General features: G+C 72.1%; 24 protein-coding genes. 1 reads left to right on the top strand and 23 read right to left on the bottom strand.

All coding sequences use genetic code 11. From position 1 onward, the window contains the following. Positions 1-156: 156 nt before the first annotated feature. The 14 genes from IF46_RS0112090 to pyrR all read right to left on the bottom strand — a co-directional run bounded on the left by IF46_RS0112090 (position 157) and on the right by pyrR (position 16,857). Positions 157-2,067, bottom strand: coding sequence for a primosomal protein N' (locus IF46_RS0112090; protein ID WP_030488408.1), 1,911 nt, complete (start codon positions 2,065-2,067; stop codon positions 157-159). Positions 2,068-2,126: 59 nt separating this feature from the next. Continuing rightward, on the bottom strand, positions 2,127-3,320 hold the full coding sequence (gene metK, locus IF46_RS0112085; RefSeq protein WP_030488407.1) for a methionine adenosyltransferase: 1,194 nt from the start codon (positions 3,318-3,320) through the stop codon (positions 2,127-2,129). Between the two features lie 87 nt (positions 3,321-3,407). Then, complete coding sequence (coaBC, locus tag IF46_RS0112080) at positions 3,408-4,613, bottom strand: bifunctional phosphopantothenoylcysteine decarboxylase/phosphopantothenate--cysteine ligase CoaBC (RefSeq protein ID WP_030488406.1); 1,206 nt, start codon at positions 4,611-4,613, stop codon at positions 3,408-3,410. 14 nt (positions 4,614-4,627) lie between these two features. Further along, complete coding sequence (gene rpoZ, locus IF46_RS0112075; RefSeq protein ID WP_030335666.1) at positions 4,628-4,891, bottom strand: DNA-directed RNA polymerase subunit omega; 264 nt, start codon at positions 4,889-4,891, stop codon at positions 4,628-4,630. 64 nt (positions 4,892-4,955) lie between these two features. Further along, positions 4,956-5,489 (bottom strand): guanylate kinase, encoded by a 534-nt coding sequence (locus IF46_RS0112070; protein WP_030488405.1) that lies wholly within the window; start codon positions 5,487-5,489, stop codon positions 4,956-4,958. A 25-nt stretch (positions 5,490-5,514) separates the two neighbouring features. Continuing rightward, entirely contained in the window at positions 5,515-5,832 is a 318-nt protein-coding gene (gene mihF / locus IF46_RS0112065; protein WP_030335662.1) for an integration host factor, actinobacterial type, read from the bottom strand. Between the two features lie 178 nt (positions 5,833-6,010). Beyond that, positions 6,011-6,847 carry an orotidine-5'-phosphate decarboxylase gene (pyrF, locus tag IF46_RS0112060; protein WP_030488404.1) on the bottom strand — a complete coding sequence of 279 codons (837 nt, stop codon included), beginning with the start codon at positions 6,845-6,847 and terminating at the stop codon, positions 6,011-6,013. 72 nt (positions 6,848-6,919) lie between these two features. After that, positions 6,920-8,194 (bottom strand): adenosylmethionine--8-amino-7-oxononanoate transaminase, encoded by a 1,275-nt coding sequence (locus IF46_RS0112055; protein WP_030488403.1) that lies wholly within the window; start codon positions 8,192-8,194, stop codon positions 6,920-6,922. Positions 8,195-8,499: 305 nt separating this feature from the next. Further along, entirely contained in the window at positions 8,500-9,546 is a 1,047-nt protein-coding gene (locus tag IF46_RS0112050; RefSeq protein WP_030488402.1) for a quinone-dependent dihydroorotate dehydrogenase, read from the bottom strand. Then, positions 9,543-12,890 (bottom strand): carbamoyl-phosphate synthase large subunit, encoded by a 3,348-nt coding sequence (carB, locus tag IF46_RS0112045; protein WP_030488401.1) that lies wholly within the window; start codon positions 12,888-12,890, stop codon positions 9,543-9,545. Before carB ends, IF46_RS0112050 begins: the two co-directional genes overlap by 4 nt. After that, positions 12,883-14,076 (bottom strand): glutamine-hydrolyzing carbamoyl-phosphate synthase small subunit, encoded by a 1,194-nt coding sequence (carA, locus tag IF46_RS0112040; RefSeq protein ID WP_030488400.1) that lies wholly within the window; start codon positions 14,074-14,076, stop codon positions 12,883-12,885. Before carA ends, carB begins: the two co-directional genes overlap by 8 nt. Continuing rightward, positions 14,076-15,353, bottom strand: a complete 1,278-nt coding sequence (locus IF46_RS0112035; RefSeq protein WP_030488399.1) for a dihydroorotase — start codon at positions 15,351-15,353, stop codon at positions 14,076-14,078. Before IF46_RS0112035 ends, carA begins: the two co-directional genes overlap by 1 nt. Beyond that, positions 15,350-16,276, bottom strand: coding sequence for an aspartate carbamoyltransferase catalytic subunit (locus tag IF46_RS0112030; RefSeq protein ID WP_030335650.1), 927 nt, complete (start codon positions 16,274-16,276; stop codon positions 15,350-15,352). Before IF46_RS0112030 ends, IF46_RS0112035 begins: the two co-directional genes overlap by 4 nt. Next, positions 16,273-16,857, bottom strand: a complete 585-nt coding sequence (pyrR, locus tag IF46_RS0112025; RefSeq protein WP_030488398.1) for a bifunctional pyr operon transcriptional regulator/uracil phosphoribosyltransferase PyrR — start codon at positions 16,855-16,857, stop codon at positions 16,273-16,275. The genes IF46_RS0112030 and pyrR overlap by 4 nt, the downstream gene beginning before the upstream one ends. 290 nt (positions 16,858-17,147) lie before the next feature. On the opposite strand from pyrR, the gene IF46_RS0112020 reads away from it, so the two are divergent. Continuing rightward, positions 17,148-17,636 carry a transcriptional regulator gene (locus IF46_RS0112020; RefSeq protein ID WP_007458348.1) on the top strand — a complete coding sequence of 163 codons (489 nt, stop codon included), beginning with the start codon at positions 17,148-17,150 and terminating at the stop codon, positions 17,634-17,636. Between the two features lie 76 nt (positions 17,637-17,712). Here IF46_RS0112020 and nusB read toward each other — a convergent pair whose 3' ends face one another. The 9 genes from nusB to IF46_RS0111975 all read right to left on the bottom strand — a co-directional run bounded on the left by nusB (position 17,713) and on the right by IF46_RS0111975 (position 24,244). Continuing rightward, positions 17,713-18,123, bottom strand: coding sequence for a transcription antitermination factor NusB (nusB, locus tag IF46_RS0112015; protein ID WP_184188983.1), 411 nt, complete (start codon positions 18,121-18,123; stop codon positions 17,713-17,715). A 23-nt stretch (positions 18,124-18,146) separates the two neighbouring features. Next, a complete protein-coding gene (gene efp, locus IF46_RS0112010; RefSeq protein ID WP_007458344.1) occupies positions 18,147-18,704 on the bottom strand; it encodes an elongation factor P in 558 nt (185 codons plus the stop codon). Positions 18,705-18,790: 86 nt separating this feature from the next. Then, on the bottom strand, positions 18,791-19,216 hold the full coding sequence (gene aroQ, locus IF46_RS0112005) for a type II 3-dehydroquinate dehydratase (protein WP_030488396.1): 426 nt from the start codon (positions 19,214-19,216) through the stop codon (positions 18,791-18,793). Continuing rightward, positions 19,213-20,292 carry a 3-dehydroquinate synthase gene (gene aroB, locus IF46_RS0112000; RefSeq protein ID WP_030488395.1) on the bottom strand — a complete coding sequence of 360 codons (1,080 nt, stop codon included), beginning with the start codon at positions 20,290-20,292 and terminating at the stop codon, positions 19,213-19,215. The genes aroQ and aroB overlap by 4 nt, the downstream gene beginning before the upstream one ends. Positions 20,293-20,357: 65 nt before the next feature. Further along, entirely contained in the window at positions 20,358-20,861 is a 504-nt protein-coding gene (locus IF46_RS0111995; RefSeq protein WP_030488394.1) for a shikimate kinase, read from the bottom strand. Further along, the gene (gene aroC, locus IF46_RS0111990; protein ID WP_030488393.1) at positions 20,861-22,039 is read right to left on the bottom strand and encodes a chorismate synthase; all 1,179 of its coding nucleotides are present in this window, start codon (positions 22,037-22,039) and stop codon (positions 20,861-20,863) included. Before aroC ends, IF46_RS0111995 begins: the two co-directional genes overlap by 1 nt. Before the next feature lie 134 nt (positions 22,040-22,173). Further along, entirely contained in the window at positions 22,174-23,097 is a 924-nt protein-coding gene (locus tag IF46_RS0111985) for a glycosyltransferase family 2 protein (RefSeq protein WP_030488392.1), read from the bottom strand. Next, positions 23,094-23,768, bottom strand: coding sequence for a glycosyltransferase (locus tag IF46_RS0111980; RefSeq protein ID WP_084597878.1), 675 nt, complete (start codon positions 23,766-23,768; stop codon positions 23,094-23,096). Before IF46_RS0111980 ends, IF46_RS0111985 begins: the two co-directional genes overlap by 4 nt. Beyond that, a complete protein-coding gene (locus IF46_RS0111975) occupies positions 23,765-24,244 on the bottom strand; it encodes a polysaccharide biosynthesis protein (protein ID WP_036391852.1) in 480 nt (159 codons plus the stop codon). Before IF46_RS0111975 ends, IF46_RS0111980 begins: the two co-directional genes overlap by 4 nt. Positions 24,245-24,268 lie beyond the last annotated feature (24 nt).

Here is a 24,268-nt window from a genome sequence, read left to right as displayed (position 1 = left end):
CTGGTCCACCCCTGATCACCGGCTCACCTGGAGCCCGTCGTACGCCATGGCATGACGGGCGATGCTACCACTCGGACGCCACTGCCCTGCCGGACGCGGTGTGCGAGGACCACCACAGCGTGCGAGATCCATCACCCTCCGCACCTGCGGAAACACTCAGAACAGGCTCAGCGGATCGACCTGGAGACGAACCGGATCGACGGCCTTGCGGGCGGTCCGAACGCCGGCGGCCGAGTGCAGCGCCTCGGCGAGCGCGGCAGCCCGAGCCCGGGGCACCCGGACCAACATCCGCTCCCGCCCCTCCTCGGCCGGCACCGGCCCGAGCACCTCGGCGTCGTCCGGCAGCCGGGTCGCGGCGAGCAGGTCCGCCACCGCCTCGGCCGAGCCGGTGACGCTCGCCATCCGTACGGCCGGCGGGAAGCCCAGCTCCCGGCGCTCGGCCAGCTCCCGGCCGGCGAACCAGCCGGCGTCCCACCGCAGCAGCGCCTGCACCGGGGCGAGCGCGCCGTCGGCGACCACCACCACCCGGCCGGCCGGCGCCGGGCGGGCCAGGGCCGCCGCCGCCAGCCAGCGGCGCAGCGCCTCCTCGCCGGCGCGCAGGTCGGCCCGGGTCAGCAGGGCCCACGAGTCGAGCAGCAGCACCGCGCCGTAGCCGCCCTCAGCGACCGGCTCGGCCCCCGGAGTGGCCACCACCAGCGCCGCGCCGCCGGGCACGTCGGTCAGCACCTCCTCCCGGCCCGAGGTGCGCACCGAGACGCCGGGGAACGCCCGGCCCAACTCCTCGGCGGTCCGTCGAGCGCCGGTCACCGCGGCCCGCAGCCGCCGCCCACCGCACTGCGGGCAGGCGTACGCGGCCGCCACCCGGGCGCACCACCGGCAGGCCGGGATGCCGCCGGCCGACGGCAGCGCGAGCGGGCCGGCGCAGTGCTCGCAACGGGCCGGGGTGCGGCACTCGGCGCAGGAGATCGACGGCAGGTAGCCGCGGCGGGGCACCTGCACCAGCACCGGCAGGTCCTGCCGGATGGCGTCGCGGGCAGCCGTCCAGGCCAGGCTGGGCAGCCGGGCGGTGGCGGCCCCGGGGTCGCGGGCCAGTTGGGGGTCGTCGCCGGTCGGCGCGATGGCCGGGATCCGCGCCCGCACGGTGGTGCGATCGGCGACCACCTCCCGAGCCCAGCCGGTCTCCACCAGCAGCTGCGCCTCGGCGGTGCGGGCGTACCCGCCGACCAGCGCCCCGGCCTCGGCGAGGTGGACGCGGGTGAGCAGCACGTCGCGGGCGTGTGGGTACGGCGCCCGGGGCTCGGAGTGCAGGTCGTCGCCGTCGTCCCAGACGGCGACGAGGCCGAGCCGCTGCACCGGGGCGAACATCGCCGCCCGGGTGCCGATCACCACCGACACCTGTCCGCGGCGGGCGGCGAGGAACGCCCGGTAACGCCGCGCCGGCCCGAGCGCGGCGGAGAGGCTGACGTGCCGCCCCGGGCCGAGCACAGCGGTGAGTGCGGCGTCGAGGCGGTCGAGGTCGCGGGCGTCGGGCACCACGACCACCGCGCCACGCCCGCCGGCGACGGTGGCCGCCACCGCGTCGGCGTAGCGGGCCGCCCAGTCCTCGCCGGGCAGCGCCGACCAGACCGCGCGGGGCGCCCGGCCGTCGGTGAGCGCGCGCAGCAGGGCCGGGCCGGTCGGGTAGTCCCGCCACCCACGCGGGTCGACCGCCTCGCTGTGGGCCGCCGGGCGGGGCTGGTCCTCGCGGGGCTCCTTCTCCACCCGGGCGTGCCGGGGTGGCACGGCGAGCCGGAGCACGTCGGCGAGGCTGCCCGCGTACCGGTCGGCGACCGCCCGGGCCAGCCGAGCGATCTCGGGGGCCAGCACCGGCTCCGGCGAAACCACCTTCTCCAGGTACGCGAGGCGGCCGGTGTGCCCGGATTCGTCGGCACGCGACAGCAGCCACCCGTCGACGAGCTGCCCGGCGAAGCGCACCTTCACCCGCGTGCCGGGCACCGCCACCTCGTCCAGCTCCGCCGGCACCAGGTAGTCGAACGGCCGGTCCAGGTGCGCCAGGCCGACATCCACGCAGACGCGTGCGACCGGCGACCCATCTGCGGGTCGCCGGTCGCTGCGCGTGGTGGCGGTCAGGCTCCCGCGGCCGACTTGAGGTCGGCGGCCCGGTCGGTGCTCTCCCAGGTCAGGTCCGGCAGCTCCCGGCCGAAGTGGCCGTACGCGGCGGTCTGCTGGTAGATCGGACGGAGCAGGTTGAGGTCCCGGATGATCGCGGCCGGGCGCAGGTCGAACACCTCGGCGACGGCCTTCTCGATCGAGGACACGGGCACGGTCTCGGTGCCGAACGTCTCGATGAACAGGCTCACCGGGTGCGCCTTGCCGATGGCGTAGGCGACCTGCGCCTCGCACCGCTCGGCCAGGCCGGCGGCGACCACGTTCTTGGCCACCCAGCGCATCGCGTACGCGGCCGAGCGGTCCACCTTGGACGGGTCCTTGCCGGAGAACGCGCCGCCGCCGTGGCGGGCGTACCCGCCGTACGTGTCAACGATGATCTTGCGGCCGGTCAGCCCGGCGTCACCCATCGGGCCGCCGATCTCGAACCGCCCGGTCGGGTTGACCAGCAGCCGGTAGCCCTCGGTGTCCAGACCGAGGCCCTCCAGCTCCGGGGCGATCACGTGGTCACGCACGTCCGGGGTGAGCAGCGAGTCCAGCGAGATGTCGGCGGCGTGCTGGCTGGACACGACCACAGTGTTCAGCCGGACCGGGCGCAGCCCCTCGTACTCGATGGTGACCTGGGTCTTGCCGTCCGGCCGCAGGTACGGGATCGTGCCGTCCTTGCGCACCGCCGAGAGGCGGCGGGCCAGCCGGTGGGCGAGCGCGATCGGCAGCGGCATCAGCTCTGGCGTCTCGGAGCAGGCGAAGCCGAACATCATGCCCTGATCGCCGGCGCCCTGCGCGTCCAGCGCGCTCTCCGACGCCCCGGTCCGCAGCTCGAAGGCGTTGTCCACACCCTGCGCGATGTCCTCGGACTGCGCGCCGATGGAGACGCTGACCCCGCAGGAGGCCCCGTCGAAGCCCTTCTTCGACGAGTCGTAGCCGATATCGAGGATGGTCCGCCGGACGATCGTCGGGATATCGGCGTACGCCTTGGTGGTCACCTCACCGGCGATGTGCACCTGACCGGTGGTGATCATGGTCTCCACCGCCACACGGCTGTGCGGATCCTCGGTCAGCAACGCGTCGAGGATGCCATCACTGATCTGGTCGGCGATCTTGTCCGGGTGGCCTTCCGTGACCGATTCGGACGTAAAGAGGCGGCGTGTCACGGCACTCCTAAGCGTTAGAGGTCGTTCCGCGGCAGTGTAATCACCATTGCGGTCGGTGTCGGGATCGGTCACGACCTTTACCACCCGTCAGGAGTGCTCGGGCAGCCGCGCCACGACCAGATCCCATACGGTGTCGGCCACTGCCTCCTTGGCCTGCTCGGGCAGCCGGCTGACCGAGCCGTCCGCGCCGATGACCGTCACTGTGTTGGTGTCGGCGCCGAAGACCTTGTTCGGACCAACCTCGTTGACGACGATCAGATCGGCCCGCTTCCGGGCGAGTTTCGCTCGACCGTTGGCCTCGGCATCGCCGGTCTCGGCGGCGAACACCACAAGCACCTGCCCTGGTCGTTTGCGCTGGCCAAGCTCCGCCGCGATGTCCGGGTTGGTGACGAGCTCGATGGTGGGCGCCACCCCGTCGTCCGCCTTCTTGATTTTGCCAGGGGCGTAGGTCGCGGGCCGGAAATCGGCCGGAGCCGCCGCCATCACCACCGCGTCGGCCTCGACGGAGGCCTTAAGCGTCGCCTCCCGCAGCTCGGCAGTGGTGCCCACCCGGATCAGGTCGACGCCGGCCGGGTCGGCGAGGTCGACGTTGGCCGCGATCAGGGTGACCCGGGCACCCCGGGCGACCGCCGCGCGGGCGAACGCGTAACCCTGCTTGCCCGACGAGCGGTTGCCCAGGAAGCGGACCGGGTCCAGAGGCTCGCGGGTGCCGCCCGCGGTGACGACCACCCGGCGGCCGACCAGATCGGCGGAGTCGGAGCCCCGGGCCAGGAGCCGACGAGCGACGGCGAAGATCTCCGCCGGGTCGGGTAGCCGACCTTTGCCGGTGTCGGCGCCGGTGAGCCGGCCGACGGCCGGGTCGAGGACCCGCACACCCCGGGAGCGCAGCGTGGCGACGTTGGCCACGGTGGCGGGGTGCTCCCACATCTCGGTGTGCATGGCCGGGGCCAGCAGGACCGGGCAGCGGGCGGTCAGCAGGGTGTTGGTCAGCAGGTCGTCGGCGAGGCCGTGCGCGGCCTTGGCGAGCAGGTCGGTGGTGGTCGGCGCGACCACCACCAGGTCGGCCTGCTTGCCGAGCCGGACATGCGGCACCTCGTGGACGTCGGTCCAGACGTCGTCGGCGACCGGCTGGCCGGAGAGCGCGGCCCAGGTCGGCGCCCCCACGAAGCGGAGCGCCGACGCGGTCGGCACGACCCGAACCCGGTGACCCGATTCGGTGAAGAGTCGCAGCAGCTCACACGCCTTGTAGGCGGCGATGCCGCCGCCGACCCCGAGGACGATCGAGGCGGACATCGGCCAGCGAGGGCTTACGGCTGGTCGGTCGGCTCGGCGGTGAGCAGGCCCGAGTTGATCTCACGCATGGCGATCGAGAGGGGCTTCTCCTGCGGAGTGGTCTCGACGAGCGGGCCGACGTACTCCAGCAGACCCTCACCGAGCTGGCTGTAGTAGGCGTTGACCTGGCGCGCGCGCTTGGCGGCGAAGATGACCAGCGCGTACTTCGACGTCGTCTTCTCGAGGAGCTCGTCGATCGGCGGGTTGGTGATGCCTTCGGGGTTGGCGATTGATCCCACGAATTAACCTCTGCGTCTTTCGAGCCGCGCGGACGCGGTGCTGAGTCTCAACGGCGGCCGACCGTCAGCCACGCACGCGTGACCAGGCCGGATCCGGATAAGAAGAACCGAGTAAGCCTACCAGCTCGTTGACCACCCGTTCGGTGCGGTCGTGGGTCAGCGTGTGCGCGAAGGTGGCGGCCACCTCGGCGTCAGGCGCGTACCCGGGTGGGCTCAGCAGCACCAGCCGGGAAGCGGGCAGGCGCGCGCGGACCAGCAAGGCGCCGGGCAGGTCGAGCGAGAGCAGCACCGGCTGCCCGGCGTCGAGCCGGGCACGCAGCGGCGGGTACGGGGTGCCCCGGCGGTACAGACCGATTCGGGACCACTCCACCAGTTCGCCGTCGACGATCAGGCGATCGAACTCGGCGGGGGCGAGGAAGACGCGGTCCACCCCGTCGACCTCGGCCTCCCGGCGCGGCCTAGTGGTCGCCGCGACCGGGATCCACACGGACGGAGAACGCGCCCGGACGAGCTCGACGACACTCTCCCTGCCGGAACCCGAAGGTCCAGCCAGGACAGTGAGCCGAGCCGCCGGGCGCGTCTCGTCATCCGTGCTCACTGCTTGTTTCTACACGCTGCCAGGTTCAGTTGGCGGCGAACTCTCCAAGCAGTGCCTTGCGCTGCTGCTCGCCGAGGCCACGCAGGCGACGGCTGTCGGCGATCTTGAGCTTCTCCATGATCTGGGTAGCCCGGATCTTGCCGATGCCCGGCATCGCCTGCAGGACGGCAGACACCTTGAGCTTGCCTACGACGTCGTCGCTCTCGGCCCGCTCGAGGACAGCACCGAGGGTGGTCTTGCCCTGCTTGAGCTGCTCCTTCAGCTGAGCACGGGCCTTGCGGATCTCCGCGGCCTTCTCGAGCGCGGCAGCGCGTTGTTCGGGGGTCAGTGACGGGAGCGGCACCAGTTCTCCTCAGGTCCCTATCGCGGCGGGCGGGGCGCACCGCCGCATCTGTGAAACGTGGTGTCGCTGTGAACCAAGGGGTCCGTGGTTCCCAGCGCGGGGAAAACTAGCGGCCAACGGAGCTTTCGGCAACGTGGGGGCCGCATGATCACCGTAGAGTGACCGACCCGTCAGTCAGTCACCGGGCAGGCAGAACGGCCCGGCAGTCGACCAACACGCGGTCCGCGGCGGCCCGCAGGGCAGCGACATCAGGACCTGCCGAGAGCACCTCCCGGGAGTACGACGGGAGCACCGAGGCGAGGCTCGAACCGAAGACGGTACGCAGATCGGCCGCACCGGCACCCTGCGCGCCGAGCCCCGGAGCGAGCAACGGGCCCCCCACGCCGGAGAGGTCGTGACCGGTGTCGCCGATGGTCGCGCCGACCACCAGGCCGAAGCTCCCGAGCGGGGACGCACCCCTGTTGAGCTGGGAAATCTCGTCAATCACGGTCTGCGCCACGGTGCGACCATCAGCCGTGACGGCGCGCTGCACGGCCGCGCCCTCGGGGTTGGAGGTGAGGGCCAGCACGAACACCCCGCCGCCGTGCTCGGCTGCCAGCTCGAACATCGGCGCCAGCGAACCTACTCCCAGGTAGGGACTCGCGGTGACCGCGTCGACATACATCGGGCTGGATGGATCGAGGTACGCCGAGGCGTACGCGCTCACCGTCGAGCCGATGTCGCCGCGCTTGACGTCGAGCAGAACGAGCGAACCAGCATCCCGTAACTGTCGGATAGTTGACTCAAGAATCGCCACACCTCGGGATCCGAATCGCTCGAAAAAGGCCGACTGAGGCTTGACTACCGCAACCCGGTCACCGAGCGCTTCCACGACGGTTCGGCTGAACCGGTCGAGCCCCTGAACGTCGTTCGGGAGGCCCCACTGGGCCAGCAGACCGGGATGCGGGTCGATGCCCACACAGAGTGGGCCCCGCTCGGCGATTGCCCGGTGCAGCCGGGTACCGAAGCTCTCCATCGGAGTGTTCCCCTCTTCTCGTCCGGGCGGCTGCCCCGCCCGGGTAATCGTCGACCCGGCGACCGGGCCGACTCAGCCAGCCGCCACCGCCGCCGCCACCCCGGCCGCGATCCGGGCCAGGTCGACGTCGTCGGTGACGTACGGCGGCATCGTGTAGATCAGGTCGCGGAACGGGCGCAACCACACCCCCTGGTCGACCGCGGCCACGGTGGCCGCACCGAGGTCGACCTCGTGATCGAGTTGGACCACGCCGATCGCGCCGAGCACCCGTACGTCGGCCACGCCCGGCGTGCCACGCAGGGGCTCCAGACCGGCGCGCAGGCCGGCACCGACCCTGGCCACCTGCGCCGACCAGTCGCCAGCCCGCAGCAGCCCGATGGAGGCGTTCGCCACCGCGCAGGCCAGGGGGTTGCCCATGAACGTGGGCCCGTGCGCCAGCACGCCGGTCGCCGAGATGCCCCGGGCGACCTCCGGAGTGCACAGGGTCGCCGCGAGGGTCAGGTACCCGCCGGTGAGCGCCTTGCCCACGCACAGCACGTCTGGCGTCACCCCGGCGTGCTCGGCGGCGAACATCTCGCCGGTACGGCCGAACCCGGTGGCGATCTCATCGAAGATCAGCAGAATCCCGTGCGCGCGGGTCACCTCGCGCAGCACCCGTAGGTAACCCGGGTGGTGGAAGCGCATGCCGCCGGCGCCCTGGACGACGGGCTCGACGATCACGGCGGCCAGTTCGTCGGCGTACCGCTCGACCGTGTCCACCAACGCCGCCACGTACGCGTCGTCGGGCGGGTCCGTGAAGCCGCCCGGCGGGACCGGGGCGAACACCTGCCGGGGCAGCACGTCGCCCCACAGGTGGTGCATCCCGCCCTCCGGGTCGCAGACGCTCATCGGGTGGAACGTGTCGCCGTGGTAGCCGCCCCGCCAGGTCGCCAGCCGGCGCCGCTGGGGCCGCCCGATGGCCCGCTGGTATTGCAGGCACATCTTCACCGCGACCTCGACGCTGACCGAGCCGGAGTCGGCCAGGAACACGTGCTCCAAGCCATCCGGGGTCAGCTCGACAAGCGTCCGGGCGAGCTGCACGGCCGGCTCGTGGGTGAGCCCGCCGAACATCACGTGGCTCATCCGGCCGAGCTGGTCGGTCACCGCCGCGTCCAGGACGGGGTGTCGGTAGCCGTGGATCGCCGCCCACCAGGACGACATCCCGTCCACCAGCTCCCGCCCGTCGGCCAGGGTCAGCCGTACCCCCTCGGCGCTGCGCACGACGTACGGCGGGGTCGCCGGCGGCAGCGCGGCGTACGGATGCCAGACGTGCGCCCGGTCGGCGGCCAGGATCTCTTCGGGTGTCACGGGTGCTCCTTCCAGACACGGACGGGCCGCGCAGCGGATGTCCTGCGGCCGGATCGAACTCCTCCTTCTCCGCCTTTGCTCTGCACCCGCGGATGCGCCACCCGGTGGCAAACGCCGGTGGCGGACTCAGGTGCGACAGCCGGTGGCGAACGCCAAGTGGCGGACTCAGGTACACCACCCGGTGGCGAACGCCGGGTGGTGCACCCGCGGGTGCAGAGCAAAGGGGGCGGAAGTGGAGTTGGGCTCCTCGGCGCGGAGCGGGCTCGGCGTCCGGTTGGGCCGGGCCAGCACCGGGCCGGGGGCGGTCACCGGCCGGTGACCGCGTCCGGTGCCGCCGTTCTGGCCGCCGCCCGAGCGGCGGCGCGGACCAGGGCCGGGCCACGGTAGATGAAGCCGGTGTAGAGCTGCACCAGGGCCGCGCCGGCATCGAACATCCGGGCCGCGTCGTCCGGGTCCAGCACACCACCGACGCCGATGATCGGCAGCCGGCCGCCGGTCTCCCGGTGTACGAAGTCGACCACTTCCCGGGCCCGCCCGGTCAGCGGCCGACCGGACAGACCACCGGCCTGGGCGCCGCGCTCGGCGTCCACCGTGGCCAGCCCGGTACGGGCCAGCGTGGTGTTGGTGGCGATCACCCCGGCGGCGCCCCGGGCCAGGCAGACCTCCAGCAGTTCGGCGATCGCCGCCTCGGTCAGATCCGGTGCGATCTTGACCAGCACCGGCTTCTCCCCCACCAGCGCGCCGAGCAGCGCGTCCAGGTGGCCGCGGTCCTGCAACGACCGCAGGCCCGGGGTGTTCGGTGACGACACGTTCACCGCGAAGTAGTCGCCGTGCCCCCGCAACGCCCGGTACGAGGCGAGGTAGTCCTCGACCGCCTCGTCGAGCGGGGTCACCTTGGACTTGCCCAGCGAGATGCCCAGCGGCACCCCGAGCGGTCGCGGCAACGCCGTCAGCCGGGCGGCGAGCGCGGCGGCCCCGGCGTTGTTGAAGCCCATCCGGTTGACCACCGCCTCGCTGGCCGGCAGCCGGAACAGCCGGGGCCGGGGATTACCCGGCTGGGCGTGCGCGGTGACCGTGCCGACCTCCACGAAGCCGAAGCCGAGCGCCGGCCAGGCCGGCAGCGCCGCGCCGTCCTTGTCCATGCCCGCGGCCAACCCGACCGGATTGGGGAACCGCACACCGAACACCGTGCGCGGCGCGTCGACCGCGTACCGGGCCCGCAGCGCGGCGAGCGCGGCCGGCTGCCGCGACAGGGCCGTCAACCGCCGCAGCGTCCACTCGTGCGCCGCCTCGGCATCCCCGCCACCAAGCCGGAACAACCACGGCCGTACCGCCTGCTCGAACAGGGTCACTGGGCCGCCCGCAGGGTGGCGTGCAGGTCCTGCAGGGGGCGGACCTGCATGTCACCGCGGATTCGCGCCTCGATGCCCATGACCGCCGCCGCCGCGCCGGGGACCGTGGTGATGCAGGGGATGTCCGCGGTGACGGCCGCGCTGCGGATCTCGTAGCCGTCGGAGCGGGCGCTGGCACCCGAACCCTGCGGCGTGTTGATCACCAGCGCCACGTGGCCGCCACCGATCAGCGACACCGCGTCGTCGCCCTCACCAGCCTGGTAGTGCTTCCGGATCTGCTCGCAGGCGATGCCGTGCCGGCGCAACACCTCGGCCGTGCCGGCGGTGGCGACGATCTCGAAGCCCAGATCGGCCAGCCGCTTGATCGGGAAGATCATGCCGCGCTTGTCCCGGTTGGCCACCGAGACGAAGATCTTTCCGGCGGTCGGCAGCGACCCGTACGCGGCCGACTGGCTCTTGGCGAAGGCGTGCCCGAAGTTGGTGTCGATGCCCATCACCTCACCTGTCGACTTCATCTCCGGCCCGAGCAGCGAGTCGATCCCCTTGCCCGCACGGGTCCGGAAGCGCTTGAACGGCAGCACCGCTTCCTTGACCGCGACCGGCGCGTCGGCGGGCATCGTGCCCCCGTCCCCCGTCGCCGGCAGCAGGCCCTCGGCGCGCAGCTCGGCGATGCTCGCCCCGAGCGCGATCCGGGCCGCCGCCTTCGCCAGCGGCACCGCCGTCGCCTTGGAGACGAACGGAACGGTCCGCGACGCACGCGGGTTGGCCTCCAGCACGTAGAGCACGTCGTCCTTGAGGGCGTACTGCACGTTGAGCAGGCCGCGGACGCCGACGCCACGGGCGATGGCCTCGGTGTAGCGGCGGACCTCGACCAGGTGCGAGCCGGCGAGGGTGATCGGCGGGAGCGCGCAGGACGAGTCGCCGGAGTGGATGCCCGCCTCCTCGATGTGCTCCATCACGCCGCCGATGTAGACCTCGCCGTCGGCGTCGCACAGCGCGTCCACGTCGATCTCGATGGCGTCGTCGAGGAACCGGTCCACCAGCACCGGATGGTCCGGGGAGATGTCGGTGGCCCGGCCGATGTAGTCGCGCAGCGTCGGGTCGTCGTAGACGATCTCCATGCCCCGCCCACCGAGCACGTACGACGGACGGACCAGCACCGGGTAGCCGATCTCGTCGGCGATCGTCTTGGCCTCGTCGTACGAGGTGGCCATGCCGTGCGCTGGCGCGCGCAGCCCGGCCCGGGCCAGCACCGCGCCGAACGCGCCGCGCTCCTCGGCCAGGTGGATCGACTCCGGGGAGGTGCCGACGATCGGAACGCCCGCGTTCTTGAGCCGCTGCGCCAGCCCCAGCGGGGTCTGACCGCCGAGCTGCACGACCACCCCGACCACGCCCGGCCCGCCGGCCGCCCGGCCGGACGAGTCCTCGGCGTGCCAGACCTCCAGGACGTCCTCGAAGGTCAACGGCTCGAAGTAGAGCCGGTCGGCGGTGTCGTAGTCGGTCGACACCGTCTCCGGGTTGCAGTTGACCATGACGGTCTCGTAACCGGCCGACCGCAACGCCTGCACCGCGTGCACGCAGGAGTAGTCGAACTCGATGCCCTGACCGATCCGGTTCGGGCCGGAGCCCAGGATCAGCACCTTCGGCCGGTTCGACGGCACGACCTCGGTCTCCAGGTCGTACGTCGAGTAGTGGTACGGCGTGGTCGCCTCGAACTCGGCCGCGCAGGTGTCCACGGTCTTGTAGACCGGACGCACGTCGAGACGGTGCCGCAGGGTCCGTACGCCGTCCTCGGCGGCCAGCTCCGGGCGCAACGCGGCGAGCTGCCGGTCGGACAGCCCCGCCCGCTTCGCCACCCGCAACAGGTCGGCGTCGAGCACCGGCGCGTCCACGATCTCCGTACGCAGCTCGATCAGCGCGGCGATCTGGTCGAGGAACCACGGGTCGATCCCGCCGGAGGCCTCGGCGACCTCGGCGATCGACGCGCCGAGGCGCAGCGCTCGCTCGACGGTGTACAGCCGGCCGTCGTGCGGGATCCGCAGCGCGGCGAGAGTGTCCGCGAGCGTGACGCCGGCCGGGTCCGGCACGGTCCAGAAACCGGCCGCCTTGGTTTCCATCGAGCGCATCGCCTTGTTCAGCGCCTCGGTGAAGTTGCGCCCGAGGCTCATCGCCTCGCCCACCGACTTCATCGTGGTGGTCAGCTCCGGGTCCGCGCCGGGGAACTTCTCGAACGCGAACCGGGGGATCTTCACCACCACGTAGTCCAGGGACGGCTCGAACGCCGCCGGGGTCTTCAACGTGATGTCGTTGGGGATCTCGTCGAGGGTGTAACCGATGGCCAGCTTCGCGGCGATCTTCGCGATCGGGAAGCCGGTCGCTTTGGAGGCCAGCGCCGAGGACCGCGACACCCGGGGGTTCATCTCGATCACGACGATCCGGCCGTCGACCGGGTTGACCGCGAACTGGATGTTGCAGCCGCCGGTGTCCACCCCGACCTCGCGCAGCACGGCGATGCCCAGGTCACGCAGGTGCTGGTACTCCCGGTCGGTGAGCGTCATGGCCGGGGCCACGGTGACGCTGTCGCCGGTGTGCACACCCATCGGGTCGATGTTCTCGATCGAGCAGACCACCACCACGTTGTCGTGCCGGTCGCGCATCAGCTCGAGCTCGTACTCCTTCCAGCCGAGCACGCTCTCCTCGATGAGGACCTCGTGCACAGGGCTGGCGGACAGGCCGTCACCGGCGATGCGGGCCAGGTCCTCCGGCGTGTGCGCCATGCCGGAGCCCAGGCCGCCCATGGTGAACGACGGCCGGATCACCACCGGCAGGCCCAGCTCGGCGACGGTCGCCTCGACCTCGTCCATCGAGTGGCACACCCGCGAACGGGGCACCAGGGCGGTCGGGTCGTCGACGCCGAGGCGTACGCCGGCCTTCGCCACGATCTCCTTGAACAGCTGCCGGTCCTCGCCGCGGTTGATGGCGTCGATGTTCGCGCCGATCAGCTCCACGCCGTACTTCTCCAGGACGCCGCCCTCGTGCAGCGCGACGGCCGTGTTCAGCGCGGTCTGCCCGCCGAGGGTCGCGAGGATCGCATCCGGGCGCTCCTTGGCGATGACCAGCTCGACGAACTCCGGGGTGATCGGCTCGACGTAGGTCGCGTCGGCGAACTCCGGGTCCGTCATGATCGTCGCCGGGTTGGAGTTGACCAGGCTGACCCGGATCCCCTCGCTGCGCAGCACCCGGCACGCCTGGGTGCCGGAGTAGTCGAACTCGCAGGCCTGCCCAATGACGATCGGCCCTGAGCCGATCACGAGGATGTGCTTGAGATCGGTCCGCTTAGGCATTGCTGCGCCCCTTGCTGTGGTTCCGGCCCTCACTGGGCCGCTGGTCGAGGGCACGGCCCTCGATCAGCTCGGCGAATCGGTCGAAGAGGTAGTCCGCGTCGTGCGGACCGGCCGCCGCCTCCGGGTGGTACTGGACGGTGAAGGCGGGCACGTCCACGGCCCGCAGCCCCTCGACCACGTTGTCATTGAGGCAGACGTGCGACACCTGCACACGACCGAATTCGGTGTCGATCACCTGGTCGGGGACGACCGCGCCGCCAACCACGCCCGGCACCTGGACGGCGAAGCCGTGGTTGTGGCTGGTCACCTCGACCTTGCCGGTGACCCGGTCGAGCACCGGCTGGTTGATCCCCCGGTGGCCGTAGCCCAGCTTGTAGGTGCCGAAGCCGAGCGCGCGGCCGAGGATCTGGCTGCCGAAGCAGATGCCGAACAGCGGCACCTCCCGCCGCAGCGCCTCCCGCGCCAGCGCCACCGGGGCGTCGGCGGTGGCCGGGTCGCCGGGGCCAGGCGACAGGAAGATCGCGTCGGCGCCGGTGGCGAGCAGCTGGTCGATGCTCGACGAGGCCGGCAGCACGTGGGTGGTCACCCCGCGGGTGGCCAGCCGGCGCGGCACGTTGCGCTTGATGCCCAGGTCCAGGGCGGCCACCGTGAACCGGTGCTCACCCACGGCCTCGACGACGTACGGCTCGGCGGTGCTCACCTCGGCGGACAGGTCTGCGCCGACCATCTGCGGCGACTGGCGGACCCGGGTCAGCAGGCTCTGCGGATCGTTGTCGATGCTGGAGATGCCCACCCGCATGGCGCCCCGGTCGCGCAGGTGCCGGGTCAGCGCCCGGGTGTCCACCCCGCTGATGCCCACCACCCCCTCGGTGGCGAGACGGTCCTCAAGCCCACCGGTGGCGCGCCAGTTCGAGCCGAGCCGGGCCGGGTCGCGGACGACGTAGCCCGCCACCCAGATCCGACCGGACTCGTCGTCCTCGCCGTTGACGCCGGTGTTGCCGATGTGCGGCGCCGTCTGCACCACCACCTGACGGTGGTACGACGGGTCGGTGAGCGTCTCCTGGTAACCGGTCATGCCGGTGTTGAAGACCGCCTCGCCGAAGGTCTCCCCGACGCTGCCGTACGCCTCACCGGGGAACGTGCGCCCATCCTCGAGTACGAGGATCGCGGGCCTGCGCTTGACCATTACTTGACAGCCTTTCCGTCCAGGACCGTCGGCTCGCCACGCAGGAAGGTCGCCACGATGCGACCCGGCAGCGTCATGCGGGCGTACGGGGTGTTGCGACTGCGACTGGCCAGCTCCGCCGGCTCGATGGTGCGGCGGGCGGCCGGGTCGATCAGGGTCAGGTTGGCCGGCGCTCCCGGCGCCGGGTCGACGCCGTGCCCGGTGAGGCCGGCGATCCGTGCGGGCGTGCGCGACATCCGCTCGGCGATCAGATCCCACTCGGGGCCGAGCACGTCCAGCGCGATGGAGAGGGCCGTCTCCAGACCGAGCATCCCCGGCCGGGCGTACGCCCACTCGCACTCCTTGTCTTCCACGGCGTGCGGGGCGTGGTCGGTGGCGATCACGTCGATCACCCCGTCGGCGAGCGCGGAGCGCAGCGCGGCGACGTCCGTGGCGGTGCGCAGCGGCGGGTTCACCTTGAAGACCGGGTCGTAGCTCTCCGCACGCTCGTCGGTGAGCAGCAGGTGGTGCGGGGTCACCTCGGCGGTCACGCGTACCCCGCGGGCCTTCGCCTGGCGCAGCACCTCGACGCTGCCGGCGGTGGAGACGTGGCAGACGTGCAGTCGGCTGCCCACGTGCTCGGCGAGCAGCACGTCCCGGGCGATGATCGCCTCCTCGGCGACCGCCGGCCAGCCGATCAGGCCGAGCCGGGTGGAGACCTCACCCTCGTGCATCTGGGCGCCCTCGGTGAGCCGGGGCTCCTCGGCGTGCTGGGCGATGATCCCGTCGAACGCCTTGACGTACTCCAGGGCCCGGCGCATCAGCAACGGGTCGGCGACGCAGTGTCCGTCGTCGGAGAAGATTCGCACCCGGGCCGCCGAGTCGGCCATCGCGCCCAGCTCGGCGAGGCGCTCGCCGGCCAGCCCGATGGTGACCGCGCCGATCGGCTGCACGTCGACCAGGCTGGCCTCCCGGCCGAGCCGCCAGACCTGCTCGACCACGCCGGCGGTGTCCGCCACCGGAGAGGTGTTGGCCATCGCGCAGACCGCCGTGTAACCGCCCATCGCCGCCGCCCGGGAACCGGACTCGACGGTCTCGGCGTCCTCCCGACCGGGCTCGCGCAGGTGGGTGTGCAGGTCGACGAGGCCGGGCAGGGCGACCAGGCCGGTGCCGTCGATGACGGTGGCGTCCGGCGCCGACAGGCCGGTGCCGACCTCAGCCACCACGCCGTCGCGGATCAGCAGGTCGGTCGGCGCGGCGCCGACGACACTCACGCTGGTGATCAGGTACGCGGTCACCGGTTGTTCCCTCCGAGCAGCAGGTAAAGAACAGCCATCCGTACGGAGACCCCGTTGGTGACCTGTTCGACGATTGTGGAGCGGGGTGAGTCGGCGACCTCGGGGGTGATCTCCATCCCCCGGTTCATCGGCCCGGGGTGCATGACGATCGCGTGCTCGGGCAGCCGGCGCATCCGAGGGCCGTCCAGCCCGTAGCGGCGGGCGTACTCGCGCGCGGAGGGGAAGTAGGAGTCGTTCATCCGCTCCCGCTGCACGCGCAGCATCATCACCACGTCCACGTTGGGCAGGACGGAGTCGAGGTCGTAGGAGACGTCGGTGCCGGGGGCGAGGGCGCCCGCGATGTCGACCGGGATGAGGGTCGGCGGGCCGACCAGGGTGACCTTGGCGCCGAGGGTGGAGAGCAGCAGCACGTTGGAGCGGGCGACCCGGGAGTGCAGCACGTCCCCGACCACCGCGACCGACAGACCGGCGAGCCGACCCAGCCGGGCCCGCATGGTGTACGCGTCCAGCAGCGCCTGGGTTGGGTGCTCGTGGGTGCCGTCACCGGCGTTGACGACCGAGCCGTCCACCCAGTTGGCCAGGCGGTGCGGCGCACCGGAGGCGGGGTGTCGAACGACCACGGCGTCGGCGCCCATGGCCTGCAGGGTCAGCGCGGTGTCCTTCAGGCTCTCGCCCTTGGTGACGCTGGACCCCTTGGCGGAAAAGTTGATCACGTCGGCGCTGAGCCGCTTCGCCGCCGCCTCGAACGAGATCCGGGTACGCGTGGAGTCCTCGTAGAAGAGGTTCACCACGGTCCGGCCGCGCAGCGCAGGCAGCTTCTTGATCTCCCGGCCGGCGACGGTGGCCATCTCGGCGGCGGTGTCCAGGATCTCGGTGGCGGTGTCGGCGTCCAGGTCCCCGCCGGAGAGCAGATGCTTGATCATGAGAGGGCTCCCCCGTACAGCTTGACCTCGTCCGTCCCGTCGGTCTCGGCGAGCGTCACCTTGACGCTCTCGGTGAGCGCGGTCGGGATGTTCTTGCCGACGTAGTCGGCGCGGATCGGCAGCTCCCGGTGGCCCCGGTCGACCAGGACGGCGAGCTGCACCGACGCCGGACGGCCCACGTCGTTGAGCGCGTCGAGCGCGGCCCGGACGGTGCGGCCGGAGAAGAGCACGTCGTCGACGAGGATGACCCGCTTGCCGTCGATCCCGCCGGACGGCAGCTCGGTCGGACCCACCGCGCGGGTGGCGTGCCGACGGAGGTCGTCACGGTACAGCGTGATGTCGAGCACACCGACCGGAACGACGACGTCCTCGAAGGTGCTGATCCGGTCGGCGAGTCGCCGAGCCAGGGGGGTTCCCCGGGTCGGAATTCCCAGCAGCACCGTGTTGGCGGCACCCTGGGTCTTCTCCAGGATCTGGTGAGCGATGCGGTCGACCACGCGTTGCACGTCGGCGCTGGCGAGGATCACCTTCACCGAGGGTTGTCGCGGTGGTGACGGGCGGGCAGCCGGTGGGTATGCCACGGCGGACCTCCTTCCCCGCCTCACGGGACGGGTCGTTAAAGGATGTCGGGCACCTCCGGCCGGACCGCTCAAGCGGACCTGGTGCCGGGGCTTCCGCCACGTTACCAGTGGTCACCGGGCCGATGGACGGCGGCCGCTGACCACCGGATCAGGCGCCCGAAAAGGGGATAACTTCCCGGACGCTCCTCAACGGTAGTGTCGCGACCACTTGACCACGTGTCGCATTCCCCGTACCGTCACGCTCCGTAGCGATCGACGGGAGAACCCCGAGCAGCACTGGGAGTGTCCGAATGCCCTCTGAATACGCCAAGTCTCTGGGCGCCCGCCTGCGCTCCATCCGCCAGCAGCAGGGTCTCTCCCTGCAGGGTGTGGAGGAGAAGTCGAACGGGCGGTGGAAGGCCGTGGTGGTCGGCTCGTACGAGCGTGGCGACCGGGCCGTGACGGTGTCCCGTCTGGCCGAGTTGGCCGAGTTCTACCGTGTCCCCGTCTCGGAGCTGCTGCCTGACGGCAGTGGCGTCCGTCACGAGCCCACCAGCAAGATTGTCCTGGACCTGGAGCGGCTCTACGACGAGGCCTCCGAGGACCTGGCCTACGTTGCCCGCTACGCCCGCGCCATCCAGCAGCAGCGCGGCGACTACAACGGCCGGGTGCTCTCCATCCGCGCCGACGACCTGCGGGCGCTCGCGATCGTGTACGACGCCTCACCGTCGGGCCTGATCGAGCGGCTCACCGAGCACGGTGTGCTGGTGGCCGACCCCCGGGCGTTCTTCGCCTCCTGATCTACCGCTGCACCGAAGGGGCCCGTGCCGGATGGCACGGGCCCCTTCGTGTTGCGGCGTTCGGTGGCGCGGACGCTCAGCGGGTGGCGTACTCGGCGATCCGGCCGAGCACCCCGTTGAGGAAGCGCGGCGAATCGTCGGTCGACATCTGTCGGGCCAGCTCCACGGCCTCGCTGATCGCCACCGCGTCGTCGATCTCGTCGACGTAGAGCAACTCGTAGACGGCGATCCGGGCCAGATTACGGTCGACGACCGGCATCCGCTCCAGCGTCCAGCCCTCGGCGTAGCTGGCGATCAACTCGTCGATCCGGTTGAGGTGCTCGGCGACACCCTCGACCAGGCCCACCGCGTAGCCCAGGTGCTCCGGTCGGGGCTGCTCGATCCGCTGCACGTAGCCGGCGAGCACCTCCACCGGAGGCTTGTCCCGCAGGTCGGCCTCGTAAAGGACATCCAGCGCCCGCTTACGCGCCTTGCGGCGCGCCGGCATCTGCTGCTTGGAACCCTCAGCCATCAGGCGCGGCCGAGGTAACGGCCGTCGCGGGTGTCGACCTTGATCTTCTCGCCGGTGGTGATGAACAGCGGCACCGGCACGGTGGCGCCGGTCTCCACGGTCGCCGGCTTGGTGCCGCCGGTCGAGCGGTCGCCCTGCAGGCCCGGCTCGGTGTAGGTGACCTCCAGCACGACGCTGGTGGGCAGCTCGATGTAGAGCGGCACACCCTCGTGCTGGGCGACGGTCGCCTCCGCCTCGGGCAGCAGGTAGTTAGCTGCCTCACCGACGGTGCCGCCGGGCACGGTGATCTGGTCGAAGGTCTCCAGATCCATGAAGACGAAGTCCTCGCCGTCGGCGTACAGGTACTGCATCGTGCGCTTGTCAACGGTCGCGGTTTCGACCTTGGTGCCCGCGTTGAAGGTCTTGTCGACCACCTTCCCGGACAGCACGTTCTTCAGCGTGGTGCGCACGAAGGCACCACCCTTACCGGGCTTGACGTGCTGGAACTCGACGACAGCCCAGAGCTCGCCGTCCAGGTTGAGTACCAGGCCGTTTTTGAGGTCGTTGGTGGAGGCCATTTCCTGCCTTGATCATCAATTGGCGGACAGACCCTACGAGTCTACTAGCTGCGTCGAATCGCCCGGCCCCCGCTCGGGACAGCCCCTCAGCGGGCGGCCAGATGGTGCAGCGCGAGGCGATAGCCGTCGATGCCGAGACCGCAGATCACCCCGGTCGCCACCGCCGACACCACCGAATGGTGCCGGAACTCCTCGCGGGTGTGGATGTTGGAGATGTGCACCTCCACCAGCGGCCCCCGCAGCATGGCACAGGCGTCCCGCACCGCGTACGAGTAGTGCGACCAGGCGGCCGGATTGAGCACCACGGCGGCGCCCTCGTCGGCCGCGGTGTGTAGCCAGCCGAGCAGCTCGTGCTCCGCGTCGGTCTGCCGGACCGTCACCTCCAGCCCCAGCTCCCGACCGGTGGCCTCGCAGAGCGCCACCAGGTCGGCGTAGGTGGTAGCGCCGTACACGTCGGGCTCGCGGGTGCCCAGCCGACCCAGATTCGGCCCGTTCAAGACGTAGACCTTCACCGGCTGCTCACCTCGCGGTAGGCGGCCTCCAGCAGCGCGTCGTCCGGGCCTTCCAGCATGGCCGGGCGGGCCAGCCCGTCGAGCACCACGAAGCGCAACCGAGCGCCCCGGGCCTTCTTGTCCACCCGCATCGCGGCCAGCAGCTGCGGCCAGGCGTCGGCCGGGTAGCTCACCGGCAGGCCCAGCGCGCGCAACGTGACCCGGTGCCGATCGGCGGTCGGCGCGTCCAACCGCCCGGCGAGCCGAGCCAGCGTGGCCGCGTACACCAGACCGACGGCGACGGCGTGACCGTGCCGCCAGCGGTAGCCCTCGTTCTGCTCGATGGCGTGGGCCAGGGTGTGCCCGTAGTTGAGCACTTCCCGCACGCCGGACTCGCGCAGGTCGCCGGAGACCACGTCGGCCTTGACCCGGATGGCCCGCTCGATCAGCTCCCGACTTACGGGCCCACGAGGGTCGGTGGCCGCCGCCGGGTCACCCTCGACGAGGTCCAGGATCGTCGGGTCGGCGATGAACCCGCACTTGACCACCTCGGCCAGCCCGGCGGCCAGGTCGACCGCGGGCAGGCTGTCCAGCGTGGCCAGGTCGGCCAGCACCCCGACCGGCGGGTGGAAGGCGCCAACCAGGTTCTTGCCAGCGGCCGTGTTGATACCCGTCTTGCCACCCACCGCGGCGTCCACCATGCCCAGCAGCGAGGTCGCCACCGGCACCCAGCGCACCCCGCGCAGCCAGCAGGCCGCGACGAAGCCGGCCAGGTCGGTCACCGCGCCGCCGCCCACCCCGACCACCGCGTCGGTGCGGGTGAAGCCCGCCGCGCCGAGCCGATCCCAGCAGGCTGCGGCGACGTCGATGTGCTTGCCCGACTCAGCGTCGGGCACCTCGATCGGCAGTGGCTCGACGCCGGCAGCGCGCAGGCGCTCGCCGAGCGCGTCCGCGAGCGCCTTGAGCGGAGGCGCGTGCAGCACCGCCGCCCGGGTCGCGCCGGGCAGCAGGCCCGGCAGCGCACCCAGCAGGTCGCGTCCCACCAACACGTCGTACGGCCGCTCGCCGCCGACCGGAATCCGGGTCACCTCATCCATCGCCGGCAGCCTAGTCCAGCGAGCGGCGCGGCGAGGGCGGCTGTCCACCTGCTGGCCGGGCGAAGTCAGCGGGGTAGCAGGGCGGCGATCTCGGCGACGATCGTCGCCGGGGCTCGGCCGTCGGTGATCACCGTCTCGGTGGCCACCTCGATGTAGAGCGGCCGGCGCTGGTCCAACAGGTGCTTGAGGGTGGCCCGTGGGTTGATCGCCAGCAGCGGCCGGCCGGCACCGAGCCCGACCCGCCGCACCGCGTCCGGCAGCTCGACCGAGAGGTACACCACCCGGTGCCCGATCAGGGCGGCCCGGGTCTCCTCGGCCAGCACCGCGCCGCCGCCGAGGGCGAGCACGCCCGTGCCGGCGGCCAGCGCCGCGGCCACGGCGGCCCGTTCCAAGGTACGGAAGTGCGCCTCACCCTCGTCGATGAAGATCTCCGGGATCGGCTTGCCGGCCATCTGCTCGATGTCGGTGTCGGTGTCGCGGAACTCCACCCCGAGGGTGGCGGCGAGCGCCCGCCCGACGGTGGTCTTGCCGCAGCCGGGGGCACCGACCAGCACGACGACCGGCGCCATCAGCGGATGACCAGCGCGTCGAGGTAGCCGGCCAGGTTGCGGCGGATCTCGGCGATCGAGTCGCCGCCGAACTTCTCGGTGGCCGCCTCGGCGAGCACCAACGCCACCATCGCCTCGGCGACGACCGCCGCGGCGGGCACCGCGCAGACGTCGGAGCGCTGGTTGATCGCGGTGGCCGGCTCACCGGTGGTGACGTCCACGGTGGCCAGCGCCCGGTTCAGCGAGGAGATCGGCTTCATCGCGGCGCGGACGCGCAGCGGCTCACCGGTGGTGATGCCGCCCTCCAGCCCACCGGCCCGGTCGGTGACCCGGCGGACGCCGGTGGCCGACGGGATGATCTCGTCGTGCGCCTCCGAGCCACGGGATCGGGCCTGCTGCCAACCGTCGCCGATCTCCACGCCCTTGATCGCCTGAATGGACATCAGCGCGGTGGCCAGACGGGCGTCGAGCTTGCGGTCCCACTGCACGTGGCTGCCCAGCCCCGGCGGCACCCCGTACGCCAGCACCTCGACCACGCCACCGAGGGTGTCGGCGGCCTTCTTCGCGGCGTCGACCTCGGCGACCATCAGGGCGCTGGCCTCCGGGTCGAGGCAGCGCAGCGGGTCGGCATCGATCCGGGCGGCGTCGGACGGGGTGGGACGCAGACCGGGCTTCGCGGCCACCGGGCCCAGCTCAATGACGTGCGAGACGATCTCGACGCCGAGCGCCTGCCGGATCAGCGCCTTGGCAACTGTGCCGACGGCGACCCGGGCGGCGGTCTCCCGGGCGCTGGCGCGCTCCAGGATCGGCCGGGCGTCGGTGTGGCCGTACTTCTGCATGCCGGCCAGGTCGGCGTGGCCCGGCCGGGGCCGGGTCAGCGGGGCGTTGCGGGCCTGCCGGGCCAGCTCGTCGGGGTCGACCGGGTCGGCCGCCATCACGGTCTGCCACTTCGGCCACTCGGAGTTGCCGACCCGGATGGCTACCGGGCTGCCCAACGTCACCCCATGCCGCAGGCCGCCGAGCAACTCGACCTCGTCCCGCTCGAACGCCATCCGGGCGCCACGGCCGTAGCCCAGCCGCCGACGGGCCAGCTCGTCGGCGATCTCGGTGGTGGTCACCTCGATGCCGGCCGGCACCCCCTCCAACATCGCGACGAGGGCGGGACCGTGCGATTCACCTGCAGTCAGCCAACGCAACACAGCGGTCAGTCTGTCACGGCGGGCCACCGACGCGGCGCGCTCCCCGTGGCGTCCCGCCCTGCGGACGCCGCCACCCGCTGACCCGGGCGTCCTTCTGCTCTGCACCCGCCGACGCGACACCCGCCAGCGGCGGCTCAGATCCCCCGACCGCGCTTGTGCAGGGTGCGCAGCACCGCGTCGGCCCGGACCACCCGGCCGGCGACGGCGAGGGCCAGGTAGGCGCGCGGCTCACGGGGATTGCTCCGCAGGGTGCGGCGGGCCCAGCGCAGCGCGCCCCGGCGGTCGCCGGAGGCGGCCTGGGCGAACGCGATCTGCCCGGCCACCCGGGCCGCGCCGGCCGGCTGGCGGGCGAACTCCGGGTAGCGCCGCAGCAACCACTGCAACGCCTCGGAGATGGTGTCCCAGCGCTGCGCGAAGTACGAGCGCTTGTGCCAGCGCACCAGCACCGACGGCGTACGCAGGTTGAGCAGCGGCGCGCTGCGCGCGGCGCGGAGCAGGAACTCGTAGTCCTCCGCGTAGCTGCCCGGGATCTCCTCGTCGACCAGCCCGAACCCGTCACGCAACGCGCTCGCGCGAATCAGGAAGGTCGACGGGTGCAGCTCCGTCATCCGATCGCGCAGCAGGTCGTCCAGGGTGATCCGGTCCTTGTCGAGCACCCGGTCGACGGTGTGCCCGTCGTAGGTGACCCGGATGCCGCAGCAGACGAACTCGGCCGCCGGGTCACCGGCCAGCGCGTCGACCTGCGCGGCAAGTTTGCCGGGCAACCACTCGTCGTCGTCGTCGCAGAACGCGACAAGCTCACCCTCGGCCGCGAGGGTGCCGCTGTTGCGCGCACCGGCCAACCCGGGGGTACGGGCGTTGTGGATCACCCGTACCGCGCGGTGCGGGCCGCTTCTCAGCTCGGTCAGCGACTCGTCCGGCGCGGACTGGTCGAACACCACGACGGCCTCGATCGGGCCCGGGTAGTCCTGTGCCAGGATCGCGCGCACCGCGGCCCGCAGCAGCTCGGGGCGGTCCCGAGTGGGCACCACGACGCTGACGCTCGGCTGCTGGGTCATCGAATCTCCTCCGTACCCGGGCGCGGCCGGGACCAGACCCGCCACCGGGGTGGGCGCGGGGTCGAGCGGGCCACCAGGTCGTCGACGATCTGCCCGACCCGGGCCACCGCCGCCCGTCGCGCCTCGTGCGCACCCGGGTCGGCGGCCACCGCGTACCGGGATGGGTCGACCAACCCGGCCGCCAGCGCGTCGTGCAGCGCCTCCCGGGTCTCGCAGAGCGCCACCAGCCCGGCGGCGCCGAGCCGGCGAGCGAAGAGAAGCTGGTGGTTGTCGACGTGCTCGCCGCGGCTCGGGTCGCGGGGCACCACGATGGGCAGGTGGCCGTGCCGGCGGGCCTCCAGGATGGTCGCCGGCCCACCGTGGCAGACCACCAGGTCCGCATCCATCATCGCCTGCTGCAACGCGTCGTGGCCGAGGAACGGCACCGCGCCGGCCAGCTGCGGCGCGCTCGTGTGCCCGTGCTGCACGGTCAACCCGATCGGGCCGGTGGCCTGCGCGTGCCACTGCGCCAGCCAGTCGACGAGCCGGTCGAAGGGGTGCTTGTCGGTGCCGACCGCGACCAGCAGTCGGAGCTGGGCGACCGCCGAGCTGTCGCGCTGGCGAGGCAGGCGGGCCGCCTCGGCGTTCGGCACGGGTTGGGCACGCCGGGCGGTGCCCGTATCGCCCGTCACAGCAGTGTCCCGACGACGGTCGCCTCGGGGTACTGCCGGCGCTGCTCGTCCCACTGCACGAGCATCGCGGACAGGAACGGCCGGCAGAGCCGGGCGGTCAACGTCGGGGTGTCGATCCGGTCGTACACCTCGATGTAGACAGTCGGGATGCGCCGCAGCCGGGCCAGCACCACGAACGGCACGGCCACCCCGGCACCTGTGGTGACCACGGCCGCGATCCGCCGCGACCGCAGCACCCGCCAGGCCAGCAGCGCGTTGCGCAGCAGGTTCGGCACGTTGCGGGTGGTCGGGTGGTGCGCCGGCACCAGGTCCTCACCGGTCAGCAGCGACACCGCCTCCGGGGTGTCGAAGGTGACCCAGCAGCGCCGCCACTGTTCGTACCAGGGCCGCAGGGCCAGTAGTTGGGCCAGGTGGCCGCCGCTGGAGCCGACCAGCAGCAACACCGGCACCGCACTCTCGTCGTTCTTCGTGTCCACGCGACTCCCCACAAGTTCGCTTGG

The organism is Micromonospora chokoriensis, assembly GCF_000718555.1.
In the GTDB taxonomy this organism is placed as follows: domain Bacteria; phylum Actinomycetota; class Actinomycetes; order Mycobacteriales; family Micromonosporaceae; genus Micromonospora; species Micromonospora chokoriensis_B.
Note: the sequence above shows the minus strand (reverse complement) of the source record. Positions and strands in the feature narration are given on the sequence as shown.

Coding starts and splice junctions, on each gene's coding strand:
- coaBC (WP_030488406.1), bottom strand. CDS start 4,613: ATGTCCGCCTCGATCGTCCTCGGGGTCGGCGGCGGCATCGCCGCCTAC.
- pyrF (WP_030488404.1), bottom strand. CDS start 6,847: ATGGAGAGCTTCGGTACCCGGCTGCACCGGGCAATCGCCGAGCGGGGC.
- carB (WP_030488401.1), bottom strand. CDS start 12,890: ATGCCTAAGCGGACCGATCTCAAGCACATCCTCGTGATCGGCTCAGGG.
- carA (WP_030488400.1), bottom strand. CDS start 14,076: ATGGTCAAGCGCAGGCCCGCGATCCTCGTACTCGAGGATGGGCGCACG.
- IF46_RS0112030 (WP_030335650.1), bottom strand. CDS start 16,276: ATGATCAAGCATCTGCTCTCCGGCGGGGACCTGGACGCCGACACCGCC.
- IF46_RS0112020 (WP_007458348.1), top strand. CDS start 17,148: ATGCCCTCTGAATACGCCAAGTCTCTGGGCGCCCGCCTGCGCTCCATC.
- nusB (WP_184188983.1), bottom strand. CDS start 18,123: ATGCCGGCGCGCCGCAAGGCGCGTAAGCGGGCGCTGGATGTCCTTTAC.
- efp (WP_007458344.1), bottom strand. CDS start 18,704: ATGGCCTCCACCAACGACCTCAAAAACGGCCTGGTACTCAACCTGGAC.
- aroB (WP_030488395.1), bottom strand. CDS start 20,292: ATGGATGAGGTGACCCGGATTCCGGTCGGCGGCGAGCGGCCGTACGAC.
- IF46_RS0111995 (WP_030488394.1), bottom strand. CDS start 20,861: ATGGCGCCGGTCGTCGTGCTGGTCGGTGCCCCCGGCTGCGGCAAGACC.
- IF46_RS0111985 (WP_030488392.1), bottom strand. CDS start 23,097: ATGACCCAGCAGCCGAGCGTCAGCGTCGTGGTGCCCACTCGGGACCGC.